A 19,537-nucleotide genomic window follows, 5' to 3' on the forward strand; every position below is an offset into this window, starting at 1 on the left:
CGGATATGGACCGAACTGTCTCACGACGTTCTGAACCCAGCTCACGTACCGCTTTAATGGGCGAACAGCCCAACCCTTGGAACCTGCTCCAGCTCCAGGATGCGACGAGCCGACATCGAGGTGCCAAACCGCATCGTCGATATGAACTCTTGGATGCGATCAGCCTGTTATCCCCGGGGTAACTTTTATCCGTTGAGCGATGGCCCTTCCATCCAGTAGCCACCGGATCACTAAATCCTACTTTCGTACCTGCTCGACATGTACGTCTCGCAGTCAAGCTCCCTTATGCTTTTACACTCTACGCACGATTTCCAACCGTGCTGAGGGAACCTTTGAACGCCTCCGTTATTCTTTAGGAGGCGACCGCCCCAGTCAAACTGCCCACCTAACTCTGTCCCCAAAAATACACTTTCCAGGTTAGAACTCCAACACAATCAGGGTGGTATTTCATATTTTGGCTCCGTCCCGCCCTAAAGCAAGACATCAAAGCCTCCCACCTATGCTACGCAGATAATATCGAAATCCAAAGCTAGGATACAGTAAAGCTCCACGGGGTCTTTCTGTCCTGATGCAGGTAGGCCGTGTCTTCACAGCCATACCAATTTCACCGAGTCTCTCTCCGAGACAGCGCTCCTATCGTTATGCCTTTCGTGCGGGTCGGAACTTCATTTTTGTCAATAAGTTAATTCCTTATTGAATCAGACTATACCTTCATCTTGCAGCTAATTTTAGGAGGAATTCTTTTGTATATTTTCTTTTTCCGGATTCATTCATCTGATAAGCTTCATTGATAAGCCCGATCAAATGTGTAGGGGAAAAATGCAGGTTCTTATAAACCATGGAACAAATCAATTTGAAATGTTCAAAATCTTTTTGCTTGGCCGTTTTCAAAGGATGATCTTCAAAAAAAGGTATTATTTTCAATACCAGATCTTTTATTGACCTAACTTCATACTTATAAGTCCTATCACAATTGCAAAATCTTATGGATCCGCATTTAAAATAAATACGGATATCGTTTAAGATATCAAAATTTCGCATATTTTGACTTATTGAGAAGCTAGGCCTGACTTCAATCCCAGTTTTTAACCTTTTCCGCAAGTTAAATGAAACTGAAAAACAGCCTTCGCCATCAACAAAACCTGTTATATACCAAGAACTCTCCATAACCAGCCTTTTTATCCCGCCAGACCTGCCTGCCGGTAGGCAGGGGCGGGCATGTGCAAGAGCTGACATATTATCCACCATAGGCGGATATCACCTTTCGGATCAGTCGTTACGGGGTTATTCTAACATAATAATTAGAAAACTTCCCACGGTATCTCCCCAATCACATCAGGGTTTCTACCGTTATGAGTCAGTTTGCTTATTCTAAATCACTTCAGAATTCGGACAAGTTTATTTCTGCCCGACAAGGAATTTCGCTACCTTAGGACCGTTATAGTTACGGCCGCCGTTCACTGGCGCTTCGGTTAGGTCCTTGATATAATCTCAAACCACCCCTTAACGTTCCAGCACTGGGCAGGCATCAGCCCCTATACATCCCCTTGCGGGTTTGCAGAGACCTGTGTTTTTGTTAAACAGTCGCAAGAGCCTAGTATCTGCGACCCCGACGTTACGTCGGGGCATCCCATCTTCCGAAGTTACGGGATCACTTTGCCTAGTTCCTTAGAGAGAGTTATCTCGCGCGTCTTGGCTTACTCAGCCTGTCCACCTGTGTCGGTTTGTAGTACGATCGTCTGCAGCAATAATCTAGGCTTTTCTCGTCAGCGTGGAGTCACTCAAAAACCCGGATAAATCCAGGCAACACAATCCAATAAGTGTATGAGCTATCCTTCTGCGTCCCCTAAACTATTAACGCTACAGGCGGTAACGGAATATTAACCGTTTTACCATCGCCTACGCCTCTCGGCCTCAGCTTAGAAATCGACTTACCCTGGGAGGACGAACCTTCCCCAGGAAACCTTGGACTTTCGACGGACGGGATTTACACCCGTCTTTTCGTTACTTATGCCGACATTCTCACTTCTGTTTCGTCCATCCAAGCTCGCGCTTGAACTTCACACTACAACAGAACGCTCCCCTACCACTTAAATGTGACGTATCACAAATAAATCCGTAGATTCGGTATTATGCTTGAGCCCCGGGTGTTTTCGGCGCAAGATTCCTCGACCAGTGAGCTGTTACGCACTCTTTAAAGGGTGGCTGCTTCTAAGCCAACCTCCTGGCTGTTTGTGGAACCTCACTTCCTGAACCACTTAGCATAAATTTAGGGACCTTATCTGACGGGCTGGGCTGTTTCCCTTTAGAGCACGAAGCTTATCCCTCGCACTCTCACTCCCAAGTAATTACTCCATGGTATTCGGAGTTAGCAAGAAGTTGGAACTTCTTTCGAAGCCCTAGTTCAAACTGTACTCTACCCCCACGAAGATACACTTAAGGCTGGCCCTAAAACCATTTCGGGGAGAACCAGCTATCTCCGAGCTCGTTTAGCTTTTCACTACAATCCTCAAGTCATCGAAAGACTTTTCAACGTCTACTCGTTCGGGCCTCCCCCCGATTTTACTCGGGGTTCACCCTGCTCAAGGATAGATCGCTTCGGTTTCGGGTCTACAACTGCAAACTAATCGCCCTATTCAGACTCGCTTTCGCTGCGCCTCGGGTTAAAACGCCCTAAGCTTGCTTGCAACTGTAAGTCGCCGGCTCATTCTTCAATAGGCATGCCATCATCCCGACTTTACGTCGGGACTCTGACTGCTTGTAGGCACACGGTTTCAAGTTCTATTTCACTCCCATTCCTGGGTTCTTTTCACCTTTCCCTCACGGTACTTGTACACTATCGGTCACTGATTAGTATTTAGCCTTGGATGATGGTCCACCCTGATTCCTACGGGATTACACGTGTCCCGTAGTACTTGGGATACCGCTAGGCCCTCCGAATTTTTCGCTTACAGGTCTGTCACCTTCTATGGAATTGCTTTCCAGCAAAATTCAGCTAAATTCTTTGGTACCATATCGCGGTCCCGCAACCCCGCCCGATAAATCGGACGGTTTAGGCTGTTTCGGTTTCGCTCGCCACTACTACCGAAATCTCAATTGATTTATTTTCCTCAAGATAATTAGATGTTTCAGTTCTCCTGGTTTGGCTTCCACAACATAACATCATGGAAATCTGGGCATTATCCCAGATAGGTTCTCCCATTCGGAAATCCCCGGATCAAAGCTATTTTGACAGCTCCCCGAGGCTTATCGCAGCCAATCACGTCCTTCATCGCCTTTCAGTGCCAAGGTATTCTCCATGCGCCCTTATAAATATTCAGGCGAGAATTAATTCTCGCAATTCTTAACTCTTTATATCCTAACAACAATATATATTTCGTCGTAATATATATCTATTCAATTTTCAAAGATCTTAGTTTATCAACAAAAAACGCACATCAAAGTGCGTCTCTCGTGAAACCTTTTTGATGTTACTCGATGTTTATTTATGTGAAAATATTTGTCATCAAGTCGGTATTGGTGATTATATGCAAAAACAATAAGCTTGTCAAGCGCTTTTTATGACCTGTTATTTAAAGTTCAAAAGTGGACTATTTAAAGTTGAAAAGTGGACTCTAGTTGGATGCTAAAATCCTCCTAAAAAGGAGGATTTCTATGCAATTGCACAAGCGTCTCGCACAGGAACAGGTTAGGGCTCTTTTTGATAACTATCTCAAGGGGCTCATCACCGTAAAGGAGGCATTAGAGTTTCTTGGAATCGGAAGAAGCCGTTTCTTTGTGCTTCTGCGGAAATACAAAAAGAACCGGGAATCTTTTTCTGTTGCTTATGCTAGGCAGCCCCACAAACATATTAGTAAGCAGAACGAGCAAAAGATCAAAAAAGAACTAGTCGCCGATCAAAAACTTGTCCAAGATCCCAAAATCCCCATCACAACCTACAATTATTCCGCCATACGCGATAACCTAAAGAAAGAAGGCGTCAGGGTTTCGGTCCCCACCATCATCCAACGTGCCAAGGAATATGGCTGCTATCAGCCAAAGAAGGAACGGCAAGTCCACGATCGGGAAGTCATAACTACTGCTATCGGAGCCTTGATTCAGCATGATGCTTCCTATCATTTGTGGAGCCCCTACGCTGAAAGGAAATGGATACTAATTACATCTTTGGACGACTACTCCCGTTTTCTGCTTTATGCCAATTTGATTGAGGCTGAATCAACCTGGGCGCACATTGAAGCGGCGCGGGAAGTTATGACGACAAATGGCATTCCTTTACAGTATTATGTTGACAGCCTGCGCGTTTTCCGATTTGTCTGTCATGGGGAAAGTATTTGGGTGCCGCAATATCACAAAACCGATGAAGTGAATCCCCAATGGAAACAATGCGTGGAAGCTGCTGGATCAAAAGCAATTTATGCGCTATCACCTCAGGCTAAGGGGAAGATTGAGAGGCCTTACCGCTGGCTGCAAGACCGGATTGTCCGCACCTGCGCCAGAGAGAAGATCACCGCGATTAAAGATGCCAGAGAAGTCCTGCGATATGAAGAGGAAAGATACAACAAACATCAGGTACATTCCACAACAGGGGAAATTCCCGTGATGCGGTTTACGCGGGCCAGAGAATCTGGCCAAACTTTTTTCCGACCCTTTGTTATTCCCCAACCATATACCAGCTTAGATGATGTGTTCTGCCTGCGAGAGGTTCGTCAGACAGATGGGTACCGCAAGATTTCGTTGTGGAACCAAGTTATACAGGTTCCCAAAGTAGATCCGTACGAAGAGGTCAACATTCATATTATCCCGGACAGAAAATCCCAAGCAATTGACATCCGAATCTGGCATGAAAACCGTCTTGTGCTTTCAACTTCGTATCCAAAATCAATGTTCCCTAAAGTCCACTTTTGAACCTTAAATCAGTCCACTTTTCAACTTTAGCTAACAGCGCTTTTTATGATAATTTGATTTGTTATTGTAATTGTCCTTGTTCTATTTTGCGAACCACAATAACAATCACAAGAATAAATTTTGCATGCAAAATTTATGGAGCCGACCGGGATTGAACCGGTGACCTCCTGCTTGCAAAGCAGGCGTTCTCCCAGCTGAACTACGGCCCCATTACCGACTTCGTCGGAATTGACCAATGACCAAATCCCAATAACCAAACAAATTCCAAATCACAATTTTCAAATACCAGAATGGAATATTCGAATTATACCATAATTGGTCATTGGTAATTGGACATTGGCCATTACCCGACGCAACGTCGGGTTGGTGGGCCAAGGAGGAATCGAACCTCCGACCTTACCCTTATCAGGGGTACGCTCTAGCCATCTGAGCTATTGGCCCACATATTCATCAAAAAGATTCCCGTCATTCACTAGCATCTGAGCCCTGCCTGCCGGCAGGCAGGTATTGGCCCAAAAAAACTTCAAACGAAAAACTTCCAACTCAAAACTTCAAAACAAATCGAAATAAAATATTTTATTATTTTATCAGAAATGATGCTCTTATACAATTATAAATTTGTTGAAATAAAAATTGGTCGAGAAAAAATAAGAAAGAAAGCTTTGGAGGATGATAACTAAATAGGTAAGTTTGGGCGAGGTTCTAACGACCTATGAAAAAAATAATTTTTTCAATTTCTCCTTAGAAAGGAGGTGATCCAGCCACACCTTCCGGTACGGCTACCTTGTTACGACTTCACCCCAGTCATCAGTACCACCTTAATCCAGATAAATCGGGACTTTGGGCGTTCCTGACTTCCATGGTGTGACGGGCGGTGTGTACAAGGCCCGAGAACGTATTCACCGCAGCGCGTCTGATCTGCAGTTACTAGCGATTCCAGCTTCATGAAGACGAGTTGCAGCCTTCAATCCGAATTGGGCTGCGCTTTTTGAGATTTGCTCCACCTTGCGGTCTTGCTTCCCTTTGTACGCAGCATTGTAGCACGTGTGTGGCCCTGGGCATAAGGGCCATGATGACTTGACCTCATCCCCACCTTCCTCCCCGTTATCCGAGGCAGTTTCGCTAGAGTGATCGACTTAACGTTATCGCATCGAATTAAACCACATGCTCCACCGCTTGTGCGGGCCCCCGTCAATTCTTTTGAGTTTTAACCTTGCGGTCGTAATCCCCAGGCGGTTCACTTAACGCGTTAGCTGCGGCACTCAAGGGGTCGATACCTCGAACACCTAGTGAACATAGTTTAGGGCTAGGACTACCGGGGTATCTAATCCCGTTTGCTCCCCTAGCTTTCGTGCCTCAGTGTCAGAAGAATCCTAGGAAGCCGCCTTCGCCACTGGTATTCCTTGCGATATCTACGCATTTCACCGCTACACCGCAAGTTCTGCTTCCCTCTGAATCTCTCAAGTTTTGCAGTATCAAGTGCGGGCTCCGGTTGAGCCGGAGGTTTTAACACCTGACTTACAAAACCACCTACGCACGCTTTACGCCCAATAATTCCGGACAACGCTCGCCACCTACGTATTACCGCGGCGTAGTTAGCCGTGGCTTCCTCTGTGGGTACCGTCATTATCGTCCCCACTGACAGTGCTTTACATCCCGAAAGACTTCATCGCACACACGGCGTCGCTCCATCAGGCTTTCGCCCATTGTGGAAAATTCCTCACTGCTGCCTCCCGTAGGAGTATGGACCGTATCTCAGTTCCATTGTGACTGGTCGTCCTCTCAGACCAGCTACCCGTCATAGCCTTGGTAAGCCGTTACCCTACCAACTAGCTGATAGGCCGCAAGCCCATCTCAAAGCCCCTTGCGGGATTTAGTTGAAAAAACATGCGTCTCTTCAACACTATCCGGAATTAGCCCGTCTTTCGACAGGTTATGCCGGTCTTTAAGGTAGGTTACTTACGTGTTACTCACCCGTTCGCCACTATTCTCCATCGCCCTTGCGGACTACGGAGAACCGTTTGACTTGCATGTGTTAGGCACGCCGCCAGCGTTCATCCTGAGCCAAGATCAAACTCTCAATAAGTTTGTCTAGCTCTAAAAAACTAATAAAATAAAAATTAACAAGAACACTCGCTCCAAACATTTACCTATTTAGTTATCAAAGATCTTTAAAGACAAAAAAAACATAAAAACCCGAAACTCTTGTTTTCTTGAGTCTCAAGGCTTTTACTCTTCAAGTTATCAGCGGGAAACTATCCCCTATGAGTGGATTAATTCTATAGGGAAAAGATAACCTTGTCAAGCGCTTTTATAATTTTCTTGGAAATGTTATCATTTTCCCATGGGATCAAGGTCTCAAGCAATTCTCAACGGGATAAAAACCACGAAAAAGATCGCAAACGCATACTTATTTACGAACAGCGACAATGCGTCAAAACTCAATGCGGCGATAGATTTCGCGAGATCGCTCAATTGCTCGTCAATTAAAATCGATGCTCCTTGCGGTGTTTGCACAAGCTGTAGAAAAGCAGTTAAAAATATCAATCCCGACATCATACTTATCGAAAAAGATAAAACAAGCATCAAGATCGATCAAGTCAGGAAATTAAAAGAAATAACAAGATACGGGCCATCCGAAAATCCTTGGCAAATTGTTATTATTAATGAAGTGGACACGATGACACAAGGCTCCGCAAATAGTTTCCTGAAGATACTCGAAGAACCACCGGCGAATGTTGTTTTTATTTTGATCGCCGAACGCGAAGGCACGCTTCCGATGACGATACTTTCAAGATGCCAAAAAATTATTTTTGAAGAACAACAGGTCGCTGAACCAAACGATGAAGCAAAAAAATCATTCTCGAAGATCACCGCGAAGCCTTTCGATTATATAGAAGTTTCCCAAATATTATCGGATTCAAAAGAACCAAAAGAATTATTAAAACAATTCTTTGCATTATTTGCGATCTCAAAAAAAGCGAAAGAAGCAAGAATAGTCCTTGAAACGATAAAAGGATTGGAAAGAAAAGTTAATCCAAAACTGGCACTAGACCTACTTTGTTTGAAATTATGGAAAAAAAATAACAACTTACCAAGTTAGGAACCACGAGGAAACCGCGACGCTTGTCCCGATTCCCACATCGGGATTTAGTCGCTGGTTTCCGAGGCTGAGATTTTCTCACTATTCTCCTTTTTGAAATACCCGCAATAAAATGATATAATCCATAAATAATATGGAAAACAAATTGGCGGTCAAATTAAGGAAATTTAACAGGATCTGCCCTATTACCGGCTACAAAGAAGAATCTATCAAAGTCGGATCGTCCCTTATAGTCCTGACCGACCGTGGAGAAGAGTTTGGAACAATAGTTTCTTATGTAAAAGAACCTCCTAAAACAAATTCGGACGTAAGGCTAAAAAAAGTCTTGAGATATGCGACTGAAAATGACCTTAGGACCGTCGACGGCCTCCCTGAAAAAGAAGACAAGGCCGTAGATATCGCGCAAGCCAAGGCTAAAGAATTCGAAATGCCGATAAAAATAATCGGCGTCGAATATTTGTTCGATACAAGCAAAATAAATGTCTATTACAAACAGGGAAAAGACAACAAGACACCTGACTTGAAGGCCTACAGGAAAGACCTCTCCTCAACACTTAAGGCGGAGATCACTATGAGAGCTGTTACACCAAGGGATGAAGCCCGCTTCGTTGGAGGGCTTGGGCCATGCGGGAGATCGCTTTGCTGCGTTTCATGGCTACAAAAGCCGAAGCACGTAACAGTTAAAATGGTCAAAGACCAAGGTTTGCAGATATCGCCTACAAAAACTTCCGGCGTTTGCGGAAGGCTTATGTGCTGTTTTAGCTATGAAAATGAAGGGCTAGCGAAGGAAGGGCGCTAATATGACTGATTGTCTTTTTTGTAAAATAATTAAAAAAGAGATCCCTTCGGAAATAGTTTTTGAGAGTGAAAATGCGGTAGCTTTTATGGATATTAATCCGCAAGCGCCTGTGCATTTCCTCGTTATCCCAAAGATCCATTTAAGCTCTATAACAAAAGTAGAAAAAGAGCATGGGAGCATAATGGCCGAGATGGCAAGGATAATAAATGAAGTCGCTAAACAAAAAAATATTGAAAAAAGCGGTTTTAGGGTTGTCGTAAACCACGGGAAAGATTCCGGGCAAGCTGTGCCGCATCTGCATTTCCATGTTCTCGGCGGACGAAAATTAAAATGGCCGCCGGGCTAAAAAGGATAAGCATTAAGGATAAGAATTAAGTGAGAAAAAAGGAGGTATGATTTTATGGCGAAAATTGAAATCCGTAAAGGAGAATCAATTGACAAAGCGTTGAGGAAATTTAAAACCCAGATCAGGCGCGAAGGCTTGATCGACGAGATCAAGGACCGCGAGCACTACGAAAAACCCAGCGAGAGAAGGCGCAAACAGCTTGCAAAAGCCGTAAGGCGCGAACAAAAAAGACAGCGCGAAGAAGATTGAGAATAATTGACCGTTATATTACAAAAGAGACTCTGTCGCCATTTTTTTTGGGGATAGTTGGTTTTGTCATGGTCATGACGGTCGACCTGCTTTTTACTTTTGTCGACCTTATCATAAACAAAGGAATACCTTTTTTTGCGGTAATGGAGCTTCTCCTGTATAAGCTCCCGTCAATTTTGATCTTGACCTTCCCGGTCGCCACCCTGTTTGGCGTTGCGATGGCTATCGGCCGATTAAGCAAAGACAACGAAATTTCGGCCCTTAGGACCTCGGGGGTTTCTTTTGGGAGGATAGCGGCTCCCATATTGATTATTTCGGTAATTATTTCTCTTGTCTCATTTTTCACTAACGAAAAGATCGTGCCTTACGCTAACCAGAAATCGCAAAAGATCATAAGGGAGATATTGCTGAAACAGCCCCTTCCCGCGATCCAGGAAAATATTTTTTTCAAAGACGCATATAACAGGCACTTTTATGTGCAAAAAATAAATAACAGGGAAAAAACCATGGAAAACGTCATGGTCTACGAACTGATAAGGGAAAACCTCCCTCGCATAGTAACCGCAAAGTCCGCGAAATTAGAAGGATTAAAGCTCACGCTTAATTCCGGGCTCATCCATAAGTTCGACAATAACGGCCAATTGGCTTATGAAGCATCTTTTGAGGCCATGGAATTTAATTTGAACGAAAATGCGTTCGCGGGCGAGGGCCAAAAAACTACTGAAGAAATGAATACCACTGAACTAGAAAAACAGATAGATTCGCTTAAAAAAAGCGGAGTTTCGGTCAATTCACTGCAGACTGACCTGTTCATGAAATATTCGATCCCGGCAACTTCGATCATCTTTGCGATAATCGGGCTCACGCTTTCGCTAAGCGGCATGAGAAGCTCGAGGACCTGGGGAATGGTATTTACGATCGTTATCATGTTCACATTTTATGTATTTGCGTCGGTCTTCCGGTCTCTCGGGCGCGGAGGGGCGATCGCGCCGTTTTTTGCCGCATTTACACCGCAAATATTTTTTGGTATATTAGGGCTGGTCCTCTTGATAAGAGAGATCAAGCTCAAATGATCACTGAACTTGAAGAATTAACAAAAACACTGCAAAGCAATCCGAGAAACAGTAAACTGCTCCGGCAGTTAGGATACTATTACCTCAAGAACGGTTATTATAAGCAAGCGCGCGACGAATACCATTTGGCCGGACTTTTTTCTCCGCGGATGGTTTCGGAGATCATGCTTGACCACGAAAAAGTAATAAGCGAAAACCCTTCAGACATCCAGGCAAGGTTGACGCTTATAAGTTTTTGCCTTGGCCATATGGACCTCGATTCGGCGACTCTTGAGCTCGAAGAATTGCTCGAGATTAACCCGCGAAACGTTCAAGCTTACAATGTGCTCGGCAAAATACTGATCAAGCTTGAACGTATAGACGAAGCAATGTCCCTTTTAGAAAAAGCGTTCGATCTTGGAGCAAAGGACCTTTCGATATCGGAAATGCTTGCTTCTGTTTATCTCGAAAAAGGCCGTTTTGAAGAAGCCATCCATTTTTTTGAAGCCCTGCCCGTCGACAAAAAAAACCTAAGGACGCTTGCGGAGCTTTATGCGCGCATCGGGAAATTTGAAAATTCGGCCGAAAAATATTTCAAGATGTACGAACTCGATTCGGAAGTGGCGCAGGAAGTCCAGATGAAGCTGGAAGAACTTCTCGTGCGCAACATCGAATCGCTGCGGATCCGGGAACTGCTGTCCGAAATATACGCAAAGACTCTTAAACCCGACCTTGCAGTGCAAAAATTCTCGGAGATTATAAAGATCTCGCCAAAAAAGAATACCGAGGTAATCACAAAATTAAAACAGCTCCTAAAAAGCTATCCGCTTAATCCCGAAGCAACACTAGCCCTTGCCGAAAACCTGTCGAAAACCGGAAGCTACAGCGAGGCCATCGAAGAATATTACAAGCTTGTAAAAGACAAGCCCGACCTGACTGACAAGGCTATCGCTGGCTGTAGATTAATAATCGAGCAATTTCCCGAACAATATCTCGCGCGGCAATTCTTGATTGAAACATATATTAACCAGGGAAGAATAAAAGACGCAGCGGGAGAGATAAAATCACAGCTCCGCTCATACCCTGATTCCGCCGATTGGATAATCGGAAAATTGCGGGACCATGCAAAAAAGCATCCGGAGCTTCGGGAAAGCTTGGGATATGCATACCTTGCAAAGTCCGACTTTACCCTTGCCTCGGCTGAAGCCGAAACCCTGCTCTCGCAAAACAAGCAAAATATCGGGGCTTTGCTGCTTTTGGGCGAAATACTTCTTAAGCAGAAGCAATGCCGCAAAGCCGTCGACACCCTGCATAAAGCCCTGGAACTTTCGCCGTACGACACGGATATCCACGAAAAATTTGAGGAAGCAAAAATGCGCGAATACGAGATCGAAGCGCTCACATTAAAAAAGCGGATATCCGAAGACGAGTGGAAAGTGTCGCTCCACATTGACCTTGGCAAGAACGCGATTTCCCGCGGCGACCGCGATTGCGCAATAAGGGAGCTTCAGGCGTCAAGCAAAGACACGCAAAAAGCGTCATATGTGTTCGGCCTGCTCGGCCAATTCTATAGGAACGAAGGGCTATATGACCAATCGCTCGATGCGTTCAGGAAAGCTTTGCAATTTGCAAACAATGAGTCGTCCGACCAGCTAAAAAAGGCGAAGTTCGGGATGGCGTTGACCTACGAAGCTCAAGGACAGATCAAATATGCGGTCAAGCTGTTGGAGGAGATCGAGCAGGAAGATATTGATTTTTCCGGGCTCCGGGAAAAAATAAGGTATCTAAAGAACACAAGCTTGTCTTCGATCCAAAACAAATCAATTATCCTCGCAATAAAGGATTTTAAGAGCGGCCTCTTGGTCGGCATGTGGGGAAGGGAATCGAAAAAAACAGGGAACCGACCACAACTTTCAGTGTCGTTCGGGCAAAACTACAACAACAGCGGGATCGAATTTTTCCTAAAGGGCATGAACCAGGCGGCGGAAGAAGAATTCAACCTGTCGTCCCAACTCGATCCGCATTACACGGCCGGAGTCAATAATTTGGCCGCCGCCCAGATGCTTGCGCACAAAGGCAATGAAGGATTGAATAATTTCAGGCGCGCTTACGAAGTTGATTCGGCGGCCGCCATTGTCTTGAACAATCTCGGGATCGCCCTGATGCTTAACGGGGATCTTCCGGACGCCAGAATAAAACTTGTAAGGGCGGCCGAACTTGACCCTGAACTATCCGCCGCAAAGTTGAGCCTGGGGGACGTTTATTATAGGACAAACAGGGTCAAAGACGCTCTTGAATTATACAAGCAGATTAATCGAGCAGACCTATTGTACGACATCGCGCAGAAAAGATTGGCTTACAAACTACCTTAGATCCCACTGCATCAGATCCCAATTAATGTTATTAATTATAACTTCATTGTTGGGGCCTGGGATCTGGGAAATTGGGATCTATTCTTCAAGCGAATCAGAAATCTTTCCTTTCAATAATAAGCTTCTTATGTTTTTGTATAGAGATATCCCGTTTTCAAGTAGGAAATACATAAATTTATTATATACAAGATCATAGACGCCGATATATTTCATGAGTTTCCCGTTAAAACCTTTCTTGAAACGATAAACTCCCCAAAGGGGATGGGAAGGGTTCGGCGTCGAGGGAATACCGAACAGATCATAACTGGCATAACCTTTCTCCTTTGCCCACTTGATGATGTGCCAGTGCAATGCATGGTTCGGCATAATATTTCTATATGAAGAAAGAGAGGCTCCGTACATATACCAAACGCGCGATCCGAAAATAAAAGTGAACACTCCGGCAACAGGAATGTCATTATGATATGCAATAAAAATGTTTGCCATTCTCTTATCGACTAAAATTTTTTTGATATTTTTATAATATTTTATCGGATGGATAAGAAAGTTGTCGCGTTTTGCCGTTTCTTTATAAATATTGTAAAAGATTTCGACACCTTGGTCATCGGACATTTCTTTGACAGTAACGCCTTTTTTCAAAGACAAACGGATGTTATAGCGGGTTTTTTCTTCAAAGGTCGACATTAATTGGTCTATCGGCCAATCCAAGCTAACAATAAAAGTTGTACGAGGTTGGACATTTTGTTTTTTGTATTGGAACCCTCGGCTCTTAAGCAGATTCGTAACATGTTGATCGTCTTCTAATATTTGGGGATCGATCTTTAAAGCTATGGCGCTATGTCGCTTTGTTTCTATGTCAATTGCCTTGAGTAGAAAATCAAAGGCTTCGATGTTTTTGTAATCGAGAACGGGACCGCGTGGCGCGTAAAATAAACAGTAAGGCAAGCGAGGGAGTTTGCGTTTCAAAATAGAGATCGCGGCAACTATATTGCCATTATCTTCAACAGCAATTCGGATCGGTGTCCAGCCGTGAAGAGACTTCAACTCGCTCCATTCGTAAGATTGGAGGATATCCGGCTCCGGAAAATCCTTGATAAAATCATTCCATTCGCTTGGAGAAATTTCTTTCTTAATTTGCAGCTAACTCACCCCCTTTTATTCCCCCTCTCTTAAAAATAGAGGAGGATAGGATTCGACTTAATCGACTATTGATCAAATTTATTACAGAGTCTATATTCTTCTCAACCTCAATGTTTTTGATCCTGATAACTTCTAAACCTAATGCGTTTAAGGCGAAATCTCTTACTTGATCATAATTTTTTTGCCTATCGTGAATTTTGCCATCTAATTCAATAATGAGTTTTGCTTCATAACAATAGAAATCGGCAATTAAAAAACGTTTTTGATTATTCCATTTGAAAATTATTGGGAATTGGCGAAGAAATTTACAGTTTAAAAGTTGCCTATTTCTAATATATTCCCAAAGAATGCTTTCACTTTCAGTCTGGTTAATCCTCAACTTCCTAACTGTTTCCTTGATTGTACTCTTAAAATCTTGATTTCTCATATTTTATTAATATTGAGACTAGTTAGGAACCTGCGAGTGAACCCTGCCTGCCGGTAGGCACGGCTCGCGGTTCCTAAAATCTACGAGGAAACCGCGACGCTTGTCCCGATTCCCACATCGGGATTTAGTCGCTGGTTTCCGAGTTGCTAACTGGTCTCATATTATTACATTTATACCCCTCTCTTTTTAAGAGAGGGGATAGGGATGAGTTATGTTATAATTATAACATGATATTAATGATCGATAACTACGACTCGTTCACCTACAATCTCGTCCAATATCTAATGGAATTAGGCGAGGAACTCAAAGTTTACCGCAATGACAAGATCACGATTTCCGAGATCGAAAAACTAAACCCCAAGCAGATAATAATATCACCCGGACCGGGAAGCCCTGAAAATGCGGGCATTTCACCTGAAACGATAAAGCATTTCGCGGGGAAGAAGCCGATCCTAGGCGTTTGTCTTGGCATGCAGGCGATCGGCTATGTTTTTGGCGGAAAGATCGTTAGGGCGAAATCATTGATGCACGGAAAGACCTCAAAAATATATCATGACGGAAAAACTATTTTCAAAGACATCCCCTCCCCTTTCACGGCAACCCGCTATCATTCGCTTGTTGTCGAAAGGGAATCGCTTCCTAAAACTTTGGAAATTTCGGCGTGGACAAAAGAAGACGATGAAATAATGGGATTGAGGCATAAGGAATTAAAAATTGAAGGAGTACAATTCCACCCAGAGTCAATATTAACCGAACATGGAAAACAATTGCTTAAGAACTTTCTTTATTTATAAATCCGAATTCCCTAAATCCTAAATCAAAACAATGTTAGGATTTCGATGTTTCTGATTTCGGATTTTCCGTTTTGGGGCTTTCGGTTTTTGGAGCTTCTACTTTTGGAGGATCAGAAGATTTAGGATCTTTCTTCGCGTAATCAGTCACATGGAACCCTGATCCCTTAAAAACTATCCCAGCGGCAGATATCAATCTCTTAATTATTCCCTTGCATTCCGGGCAGAATTTTAATGGTTCTTCCGTTATTCTTTGGACAATTTCAAATATATGTCCGCACTGTTCGCATTTATAATCGTAGGTAGGCATGTTAGCAATGACAAATGTCAAATGACAAATGTCAAATTATTTTATCGCCCCTTTCCCCATATATGGGATCAACGCTTCTGGGACAATAATTGATCCATCAACTTGCTGATAATTCTCAAGGATCGCCGCAGCAGTCCGTCCTACAGCTAGCCCGGATCCATTCAAAGTATGTACGAATTCAGTCTTTGATTTTGCATCGCGCTTGAATCTTATATTGGCCCGCCTTGCCTGAAAATCTTCGAAATTCGAACATGATGAAATTTCTCTGTAGCAATTTTCGGATGGAAACCAAACTTCAAGATCATAAGTCTTTGCTGACGAGAAGCCCAAGTCTCCGGTGCACAATAAAACCACCCTGTATGGAAGGCCTAGCTTTTGAAGTATCTTTTCGGCATCGGCTGTTAACGCTTCATGCTCTTCATATGACTTTTGAGGATCGACGAACTTCACAAGTTCAACTTTGTTAAATTGGTGCTGTCTCAAAATTCCTTTGACATCTTTCCCATAAGATCCGGCTTCGCGTCTAAAGCAAGGTGAATAACTGCAATATTTGATCGGGAGTTTTTCATAATTTATTATTTCTTCGCGATGAAGGTTTGTGACCGAAACTTCAGCGGTAGGTACTAAATAAAGTGAATCTTCGGGGCATTTGAATATTTCTTCCGAGAATTTCGGAAGCTGACCAGTACCCTCGAAACATTCAGGTTTAACAAGAACAGGCGCTAATACCTCTTCGTAGCCATTTTCTTTGGAATGAGTATCAAGCATTAGATTTATAAGCGCGCGCTCAAGGCTTGCCCCTGCGCCATGGTATACGACAAATCGCGCGCCGGATAGTTTCGCGGCTTCTTCAAAATTCAATAATCCCAGGGATTCGCCGATTTCGTCATGAGATTTAGGTTTAAAATTGAACTTTTTTGGCTCGCCCCATCTCCTTATTTCAACATTGCCGGATGAATCTTTCCCGCCCGGGACGCTATGGTGCGGTAGATTGGGAATTTTTAAGATTATTTGCCTGATTTTTGTTTCAGTTTTTCTTAAGCCTTCTTCGGACTCTTCAATCCCATCTCCAATAAGCTTTGCTTTGGCCAAAAGATCGGAAACATCGTCTCCCATTTTTTTAAATTTCCCAATCTCTTCCGAAATTTCATTGCGTTCTTTCTTGATCTTATCGATCTTAGAAACCATTTCGCGGCGATCTTTATCTATCTCTATGATTTCTTCGATCAATTCCTTATCTATGCCGCGCCGCTGCAGCTTTGTTATTACTTCCTGGGGATTATCTCTTAAAAGTTTTATATCAAGCATGAGTAAAGTATAGCTTATAAAAAAAATTGGGTCAAAGTGAAATTTTCGGTGGGGGCTGTCGATATATATGTGAGGCCAAAGAGAAAAAGACAACCCATGAAAAAATAGGTTGATTTTTCAGAGGTCTCATTAAGAAGTATTACAAGGAGGAATAAAAAATGAGTTTTTTTTACAGATTGTTAGGTGTAGGGACTTTTGATTCGAGCCGATTGGTAAGGTTTTGCGCTAGAACATCTTCCGCAATAGCCTCTTTTCATCGTACTGAGAATATCATCTCTAGGTTAAGCGTTAGTTTTGACCCGATAACCCTTCCAAACGGCAGGAAATTCATGCCGATCACAAGGGACAATATAACTAAATTAAAAAGCTTGATCGCGCGCGAGATAATGGCAAACGGCGCCATTGATCTCACATACGGCAAGCTGCAAGTCACAAATTTTGAAAATGTAATTTACCCTGAAGGTAAAACCATTAGGCCTTCCTTATTGGGAATATTAGGATACACCGATAAAATTACTAAAAGTTTTGCGGTTGGCATTGTCGGATGCACCGTTAACGAGGTACGTGTGAACTTCAACGAGCCGTTCATTGTAAGGGTCAAGACAACCGACTAGCGGGATCCGTTTTTCTCCCAACAGAAGACAAAAAAACAGGAAGTTTTGATCTCCTAACTCTTACTCCACTTCGTCCCATAAGCCGTGTCTTCGAGGATAATGCCTGATCCCAATAGCTGTTTTCGCATTTCATCCGCGCGTTTGAAGTTTTTGCTTGCGCGAGCTTCGTTTCTCTCGGAAATGAGTTTTTCAATGTCAGGATTATCGATACTTGATGCTTGATTCTTGATACTGGATTCTCGATCCTCGATTTTCAAGCCCAATATGCCGCATAATTCAAAAATAAGCTTCTTATATTCCTTAAGTGAGCCGGTATCGATCTTCTCTCGCTTAATATGCTTATTTACAAACCCGATGAATTCAAAAACAATTCCGATAGCTTTAGCTGTATTAAAGTCATCATCCATCGCAGATACGAATTCATTTTTGAATCTCGCAAGCTCATCATCGGTTTCAAGGACTTCGATCTCGGCTTCAGGCTCGCGGACTTTTGATATCAAGAAATCTATTTCGTAAACGATATTTACGATCTTTGAATAAGCGGTTTTTGCTTCATTTAACTGCTCATCTGAAAAGTTTATCGGGCTCCTGTAATGAGTCATCAATAAAAACAAACGAACAATCATTGGATCATATTTTATAAATATATCCGTAAGTGTGAAGAAATTCCCAAGTGATTTCGACATCTTTTGCGAATTAATATTCACAAAACCGTTGTGCATCCAATATTTGACCCATGGAACTTTATTGGTCAAAGCCTCTGTTTGTGCGATCTCGTTCTCATGATGAGGAAATTCAAGATCAAGTCCTCCGCCATGGATATCGAATTGCTCGCCAAGATATTTTGTAGACATTGCGGAACACTCTATATGCCAGCCCGGCCGCCCAGCGCCCCATGGCGACTCCCATGATGGCTCGCCTTCTTTAACTAGCTTCCACAGGGCGAAATCTAAAGGATTTCGTTTCTTTTGGTTAACATCTACTCGCGCACCCGATTCCATCTCGTCCAATTTTCTTCCCGAAAGTTTTCCATAATCTTTGAATTTCGAAACTTCAAAATATACCCCGTCATCCAATAGATAAGCAAATCCTCGATCGATCAAACCTTTTATCCACGAGACCATTTCAGGTATATGTTCAGTGGCTTTTGGGTAAATATTAGCTCTTTTAATATTTAGCTTATCCATCACTTCAAAATACGAAGCAATATATTTCTCTGAAACTTCCCTGCATTTTTGTTTTGGATTTTGTAATTCTGATTTTGAGTTTGTTTCGGATTTCGGATTTCGGATTTCGGATTTTTTAATGATCTTATCATCAACGTCCGTAAAGTTCTGAACATGTTTGACTTCATAATTTAGAAATTCGAAATAGCGCCTCACAATATCGAAAGTTATATATGCGCGCGCATGGCCCAAATGCGTTTCGTCATAAGGGGTTATTCCGCAGACATACATCGAAACTTTGTCAGGGTTCAATGGAGAAAACTCGTCGAACTTGCGGGTCAGGTCGTTGTAGATCTTAAGAGCCAATTTTTTCTTCCAGCTTCTTTATTCTTTTTTCGAGATCTTCGATAATATCGGGAAGGTCCGCATGCGCAAGGGTTTCTATCCTCTTCCCGTCGCGGACAACGAATCGAGCGGGATTTCCGACAACGGTCGAATTTTGCGGAACAGATTTTGTAACAATAGATGCCGCGCCAATTCTCGAGTTATCGCCGATCGTAATATTCCCAAGCACGATTGCTTCGGCGCCAATAACAACGTTATCGCCGATCGTTGGGTGGCGCTTGCCTCTTTCTTTTCCTGTACCGCCAAGAGTAACGCCTTGATAAATAGTCACATCGTCGCCTATTATTGCCGTTTCACCTATCACAACCCCGTTGCCATGGTCGATAAAAAATCTTCTTCCTATCTTAGCTCCAGGATGTATCTCTATCAGTGTAAGCAGCCTGGATATCTGTGATATCAAGCGCGGAATGACAGGTATGCCCATTAAATATAATATATGCGCGATCCTGTAAAAAAACATAGCCCACAATCCCTGGTACAGCAATACTTCAAAAATATTGGCCGCAGCCGGGTCTCTTTCAAATATCGTCCTAAATCCGTCAAACATTTT

At 43.2% G+C, this 19,537-nt stretch carries 15 protein-coding genes, 2 tRNA genes and 2 rRNA genes; 9 read left to right on the forward strand and 10 right to left on the reverse strand.

From position 1 onward, the window contains the following. Positions 1-3,314: ribosomal RNA gene (locus HZC34_04815) — 23S ribosomal RNA — on the reverse strand; the annotation flags it as partial. A gap of 871 nt (positions 3,315-4,185) precedes the next feature. Here HZC34_04815 and HZC34_04820 point away from each other — a divergent pair. After that, positions 4,186-4,905 (forward strand): hypothetical protein, encoded by a 720-nt coding sequence (locus tag HZC34_04820; protein ID MBI5701154.1) that lies wholly within the window; start codon positions 4,186-4,188, stop codon positions 4,903-4,905. Positions 4,906-5,041: 136 nt separating this feature from the next. Here the strand turns inward: HZC34_04820 and HZC34_04825 are convergent. From HZC34_04825 to HZC34_04835, 3 genes are all read right to left on the reverse strand, one after another. Next, positions 5,042-5,114, reverse strand: a tRNA-Ala gene (locus HZC34_04825). 155 nt (positions 5,115-5,269) lie between these two features. Further along, a tRNA-Ile gene (locus HZC34_04830) sits at positions 5,270-5,346 on the reverse strand. A gap of 301 nt (positions 5,347-5,647) precedes the next feature. Continuing rightward, a 16S ribosomal RNA gene (locus HZC34_04835) occupies positions 5,648-6,990 on the reverse strand. Between the two features lie 259 nt (positions 6,991-7,249). Here HZC34_04835 and HZC34_04840 point away from each other — a divergent pair. The 6 genes from HZC34_04840 to HZC34_04865 all read left to right on the forward strand — a co-directional run bounded on the left by HZC34_04840 (position 7,250) and on the right by HZC34_04865 (position 12,826). Beyond that, positions 7,250-8,008 (forward strand): AAA family ATPase, encoded by a 759-nt coding sequence (locus HZC34_04840; protein MBI5701155.1) that lies wholly within the window; start codon positions 7,250-7,252, stop codon positions 8,006-8,008. Between the two features lie 133 nt (positions 8,009-8,141). Beyond that, positions 8,142-8,807: a hypothetical protein gene (locus HZC34_04845; protein MBI5701156.1), complete on the forward strand. Its 666-nt coding sequence runs from the start codon at positions 8,142-8,144 to the stop codon at positions 8,805-8,807. A gap of 1 nt (position 8,808) precedes the next feature. After that, positions 8,809-9,153: a histidine triad nucleotide-binding protein gene (locus HZC34_04850; GenBank protein MBI5701157.1), complete on the forward strand. Its 345-nt coding sequence runs from the start codon at positions 8,809-8,811 to the stop codon at positions 9,151-9,153. A gap of 54 nt (positions 9,154-9,207) precedes the next feature. Beyond that, positions 9,208-9,402, forward strand: a complete 195-nt coding sequence (gene rpsU, locus HZC34_04855) for a 30S ribosomal protein S21 (GenBank protein ID MBI5701158.1) — start codon at positions 9,208-9,210, stop codon at positions 9,400-9,402. Further along, a complete protein-coding gene (locus HZC34_04860; GenBank protein ID MBI5701159.1) occupies positions 9,399-10,475 on the forward strand; it encodes an LptF/LptG family permease in 1,077 nt (358 codons plus the stop codon). The genes rpsU and HZC34_04860 overlap by 4 nt, the downstream gene beginning before the upstream one ends. Next, a complete protein-coding gene (locus tag HZC34_04865) occupies positions 10,472-12,826 on the forward strand; it encodes a tetratricopeptide repeat protein (GenBank protein MBI5701160.1) in 2,355 nt (784 codons plus the stop codon). The genes HZC34_04860 and HZC34_04865 overlap by 4 nt, the downstream gene beginning before the upstream one ends. A 78-nt stretch (positions 12,827-12,904) precedes the next feature. Here HZC34_04865 and HZC34_04870 read toward each other — a convergent pair whose 3' ends face one another. Together HZC34_04870 and HZC34_04875 are read right to left on the reverse strand one after the other, a co-directional pair. Further along, positions 12,905-13,966, reverse strand: coding sequence for a peptidoglycan bridge formation glycyltransferase FemA/FemB family protein (locus HZC34_04870; protein ID MBI5701161.1), 1,062 nt, complete (start codon positions 13,964-13,966; stop codon positions 12,905-12,907). Continuing rightward, positions 13,956-14,393 (reverse strand): endonuclease domain-containing protein, encoded by a 438-nt coding sequence (locus HZC34_04875; protein MBI5701162.1) that lies wholly within the window; start codon positions 14,391-14,393, stop codon positions 13,956-13,958. The genes HZC34_04870 and HZC34_04875 overlap by 11 nt, the downstream gene beginning before the upstream one ends. Positions 14,394-14,620: 227 nt before the next feature. On the opposite strand from HZC34_04875, the gene HZC34_04880 reads away from it, so the two are divergent. Then, entirely contained in the window at positions 14,621-15,187 is a 567-nt protein-coding gene (locus HZC34_04880) for an aminodeoxychorismate/anthranilate synthase component II (protein MBI5701163.1), read from the forward strand. 34 nt (positions 15,188-15,221) lie between these two features. On the opposite strand, the gene HZC34_04885 is transcribed toward HZC34_04880, so the two are convergent. Next, positions 15,222-15,494 carry a zinc ribbon domain-containing protein gene (locus HZC34_04885; protein MBI5701164.1) on the reverse strand — a complete coding sequence of 91 codons (273 nt, stop codon included), beginning with the start codon at positions 15,492-15,494 and terminating at the stop codon, positions 15,222-15,224. Positions 15,495-15,530: 36 nt separating this feature from the next. Next, positions 15,531-16,802 (reverse strand): serine--tRNA ligase, encoded by a 1,272-nt coding sequence (serS, locus tag HZC34_04890; GenBank protein MBI5701165.1) that lies wholly within the window; start codon positions 16,800-16,802, stop codon positions 15,531-15,533. Positions 16,803-16,960: 158 nt separating this feature from the next. Between serS and HZC34_04895 the strand changes: the two genes are divergently transcribed. Further along, complete coding sequence (locus HZC34_04895; protein MBI5701166.1) at positions 16,961-17,416, forward strand: hypothetical protein; 456 nt, start codon at positions 16,961-16,963, stop codon at positions 17,414-17,416. Positions 17,417-17,469: 53 nt separating this feature from the next. On the opposite strand, the gene HZC34_04900 is transcribed toward HZC34_04895, so the two are convergent. After that, the gene (locus HZC34_04900) at positions 17,470-18,948 is read right to left on the reverse strand and encodes a cysteine--tRNA ligase (GenBank protein ID MBI5701167.1); all 1,479 of its coding nucleotides are present in this window, start codon (positions 18,946-18,948) and stop codon (positions 17,470-17,472) included. Further along, positions 18,938-19,534: a serine O-acetyltransferase gene (gene cysE / locus HZC34_04905; GenBank protein ID MBI5701168.1), complete on the reverse strand. Its 597-nt coding sequence runs from the start codon at positions 19,532-19,534 to the stop codon at positions 18,938-18,940. The genes HZC34_04900 and cysE overlap by 11 nt, the downstream gene beginning before the upstream one ends. Positions 19,535-19,537 lie beyond the last annotated feature (3 nt).

It is taken from the genome of Candidatus Saganbacteria bacterium (assembly GCA_016223245.1).
Lineage (GTDB): Bacteria > Margulisbacteria > WOR-1 > XYC2-FULL-46-14 > XYC2-FULL-37-10 > JACRPL01.

What these genes read in the sequence shown, in the direction of transcription:
- HZC34_04840 (MBI5701155.1), top strand. Translation starts at nt 7,250, where the DNA reads ATGGGATCAAGGTCTCAAGCAATTCTCAACGGGATAAAAACCACGAAA.
- HZC34_04845 (MBI5701156.1), top strand. Translation starts at nt 8,142, where the DNA reads ATGGAAAACAAATTGGCGGTCAAATTAAGGAAATTTAACAGGATCTGC.
- HZC34_04850 (MBI5701157.1), top strand. Translation starts at nt 8,809, where the DNA reads ATGACTGATTGTCTTTTTTGTAAAATAATTAAAAAAGAGATCCCTTCG.
- rpsU (MBI5701158.1), top strand. Translation starts at nt 9,208, where the DNA reads ATGGCGAAAATTGAAATCCGTAAAGGAGAATCAATTGACAAAGCGTTG.
- HZC34_04865 (MBI5701160.1), top strand. Translation starts at nt 10,472, where the DNA reads ATGATCACTGAACTTGAAGAATTAACAAAAACACTGCAAAGCAATCCG.
- HZC34_04875 (MBI5701162.1), bottom strand. Translation starts at nt 14,393, where the DNA reads ATGAGAAATCAAGATTTTAAGAGTACAATCAAGGAAACAGTTAGGAAG.
- HZC34_04880 (MBI5701163.1), top strand. Translation starts at nt 14,621, where the DNA reads ATGATATTAATGATCGATAACTACGACTCGTTCACCTACAATCTCGTC.
- HZC34_04885 (MBI5701164.1), bottom strand. Translation starts at nt 15,494, where the DNA reads ATGCCTACCTACGATTATAAATGCGAACAGTGCGGACATATATTTGAA.
- serS (MBI5701165.1), bottom strand. Translation starts at nt 16,802, where the DNA reads ATGCTTGATATAAAACTTTTAAGAGATAATCCCCAGGAAGTAATAACA.
- HZC34_04895 (MBI5701166.1), top strand. Translation starts at nt 16,961, where the DNA reads ATGAGTTTTTTTTACAGATTGTTAGGTGTAGGGACTTTTGATTCGAGC.
- cysE (MBI5701168.1), bottom strand. Translation starts at nt 19,534, where the DNA reads ATGTTTGACGGATTTAGGACGATATTTGAAAGAGACCCGGCTGCGGCC.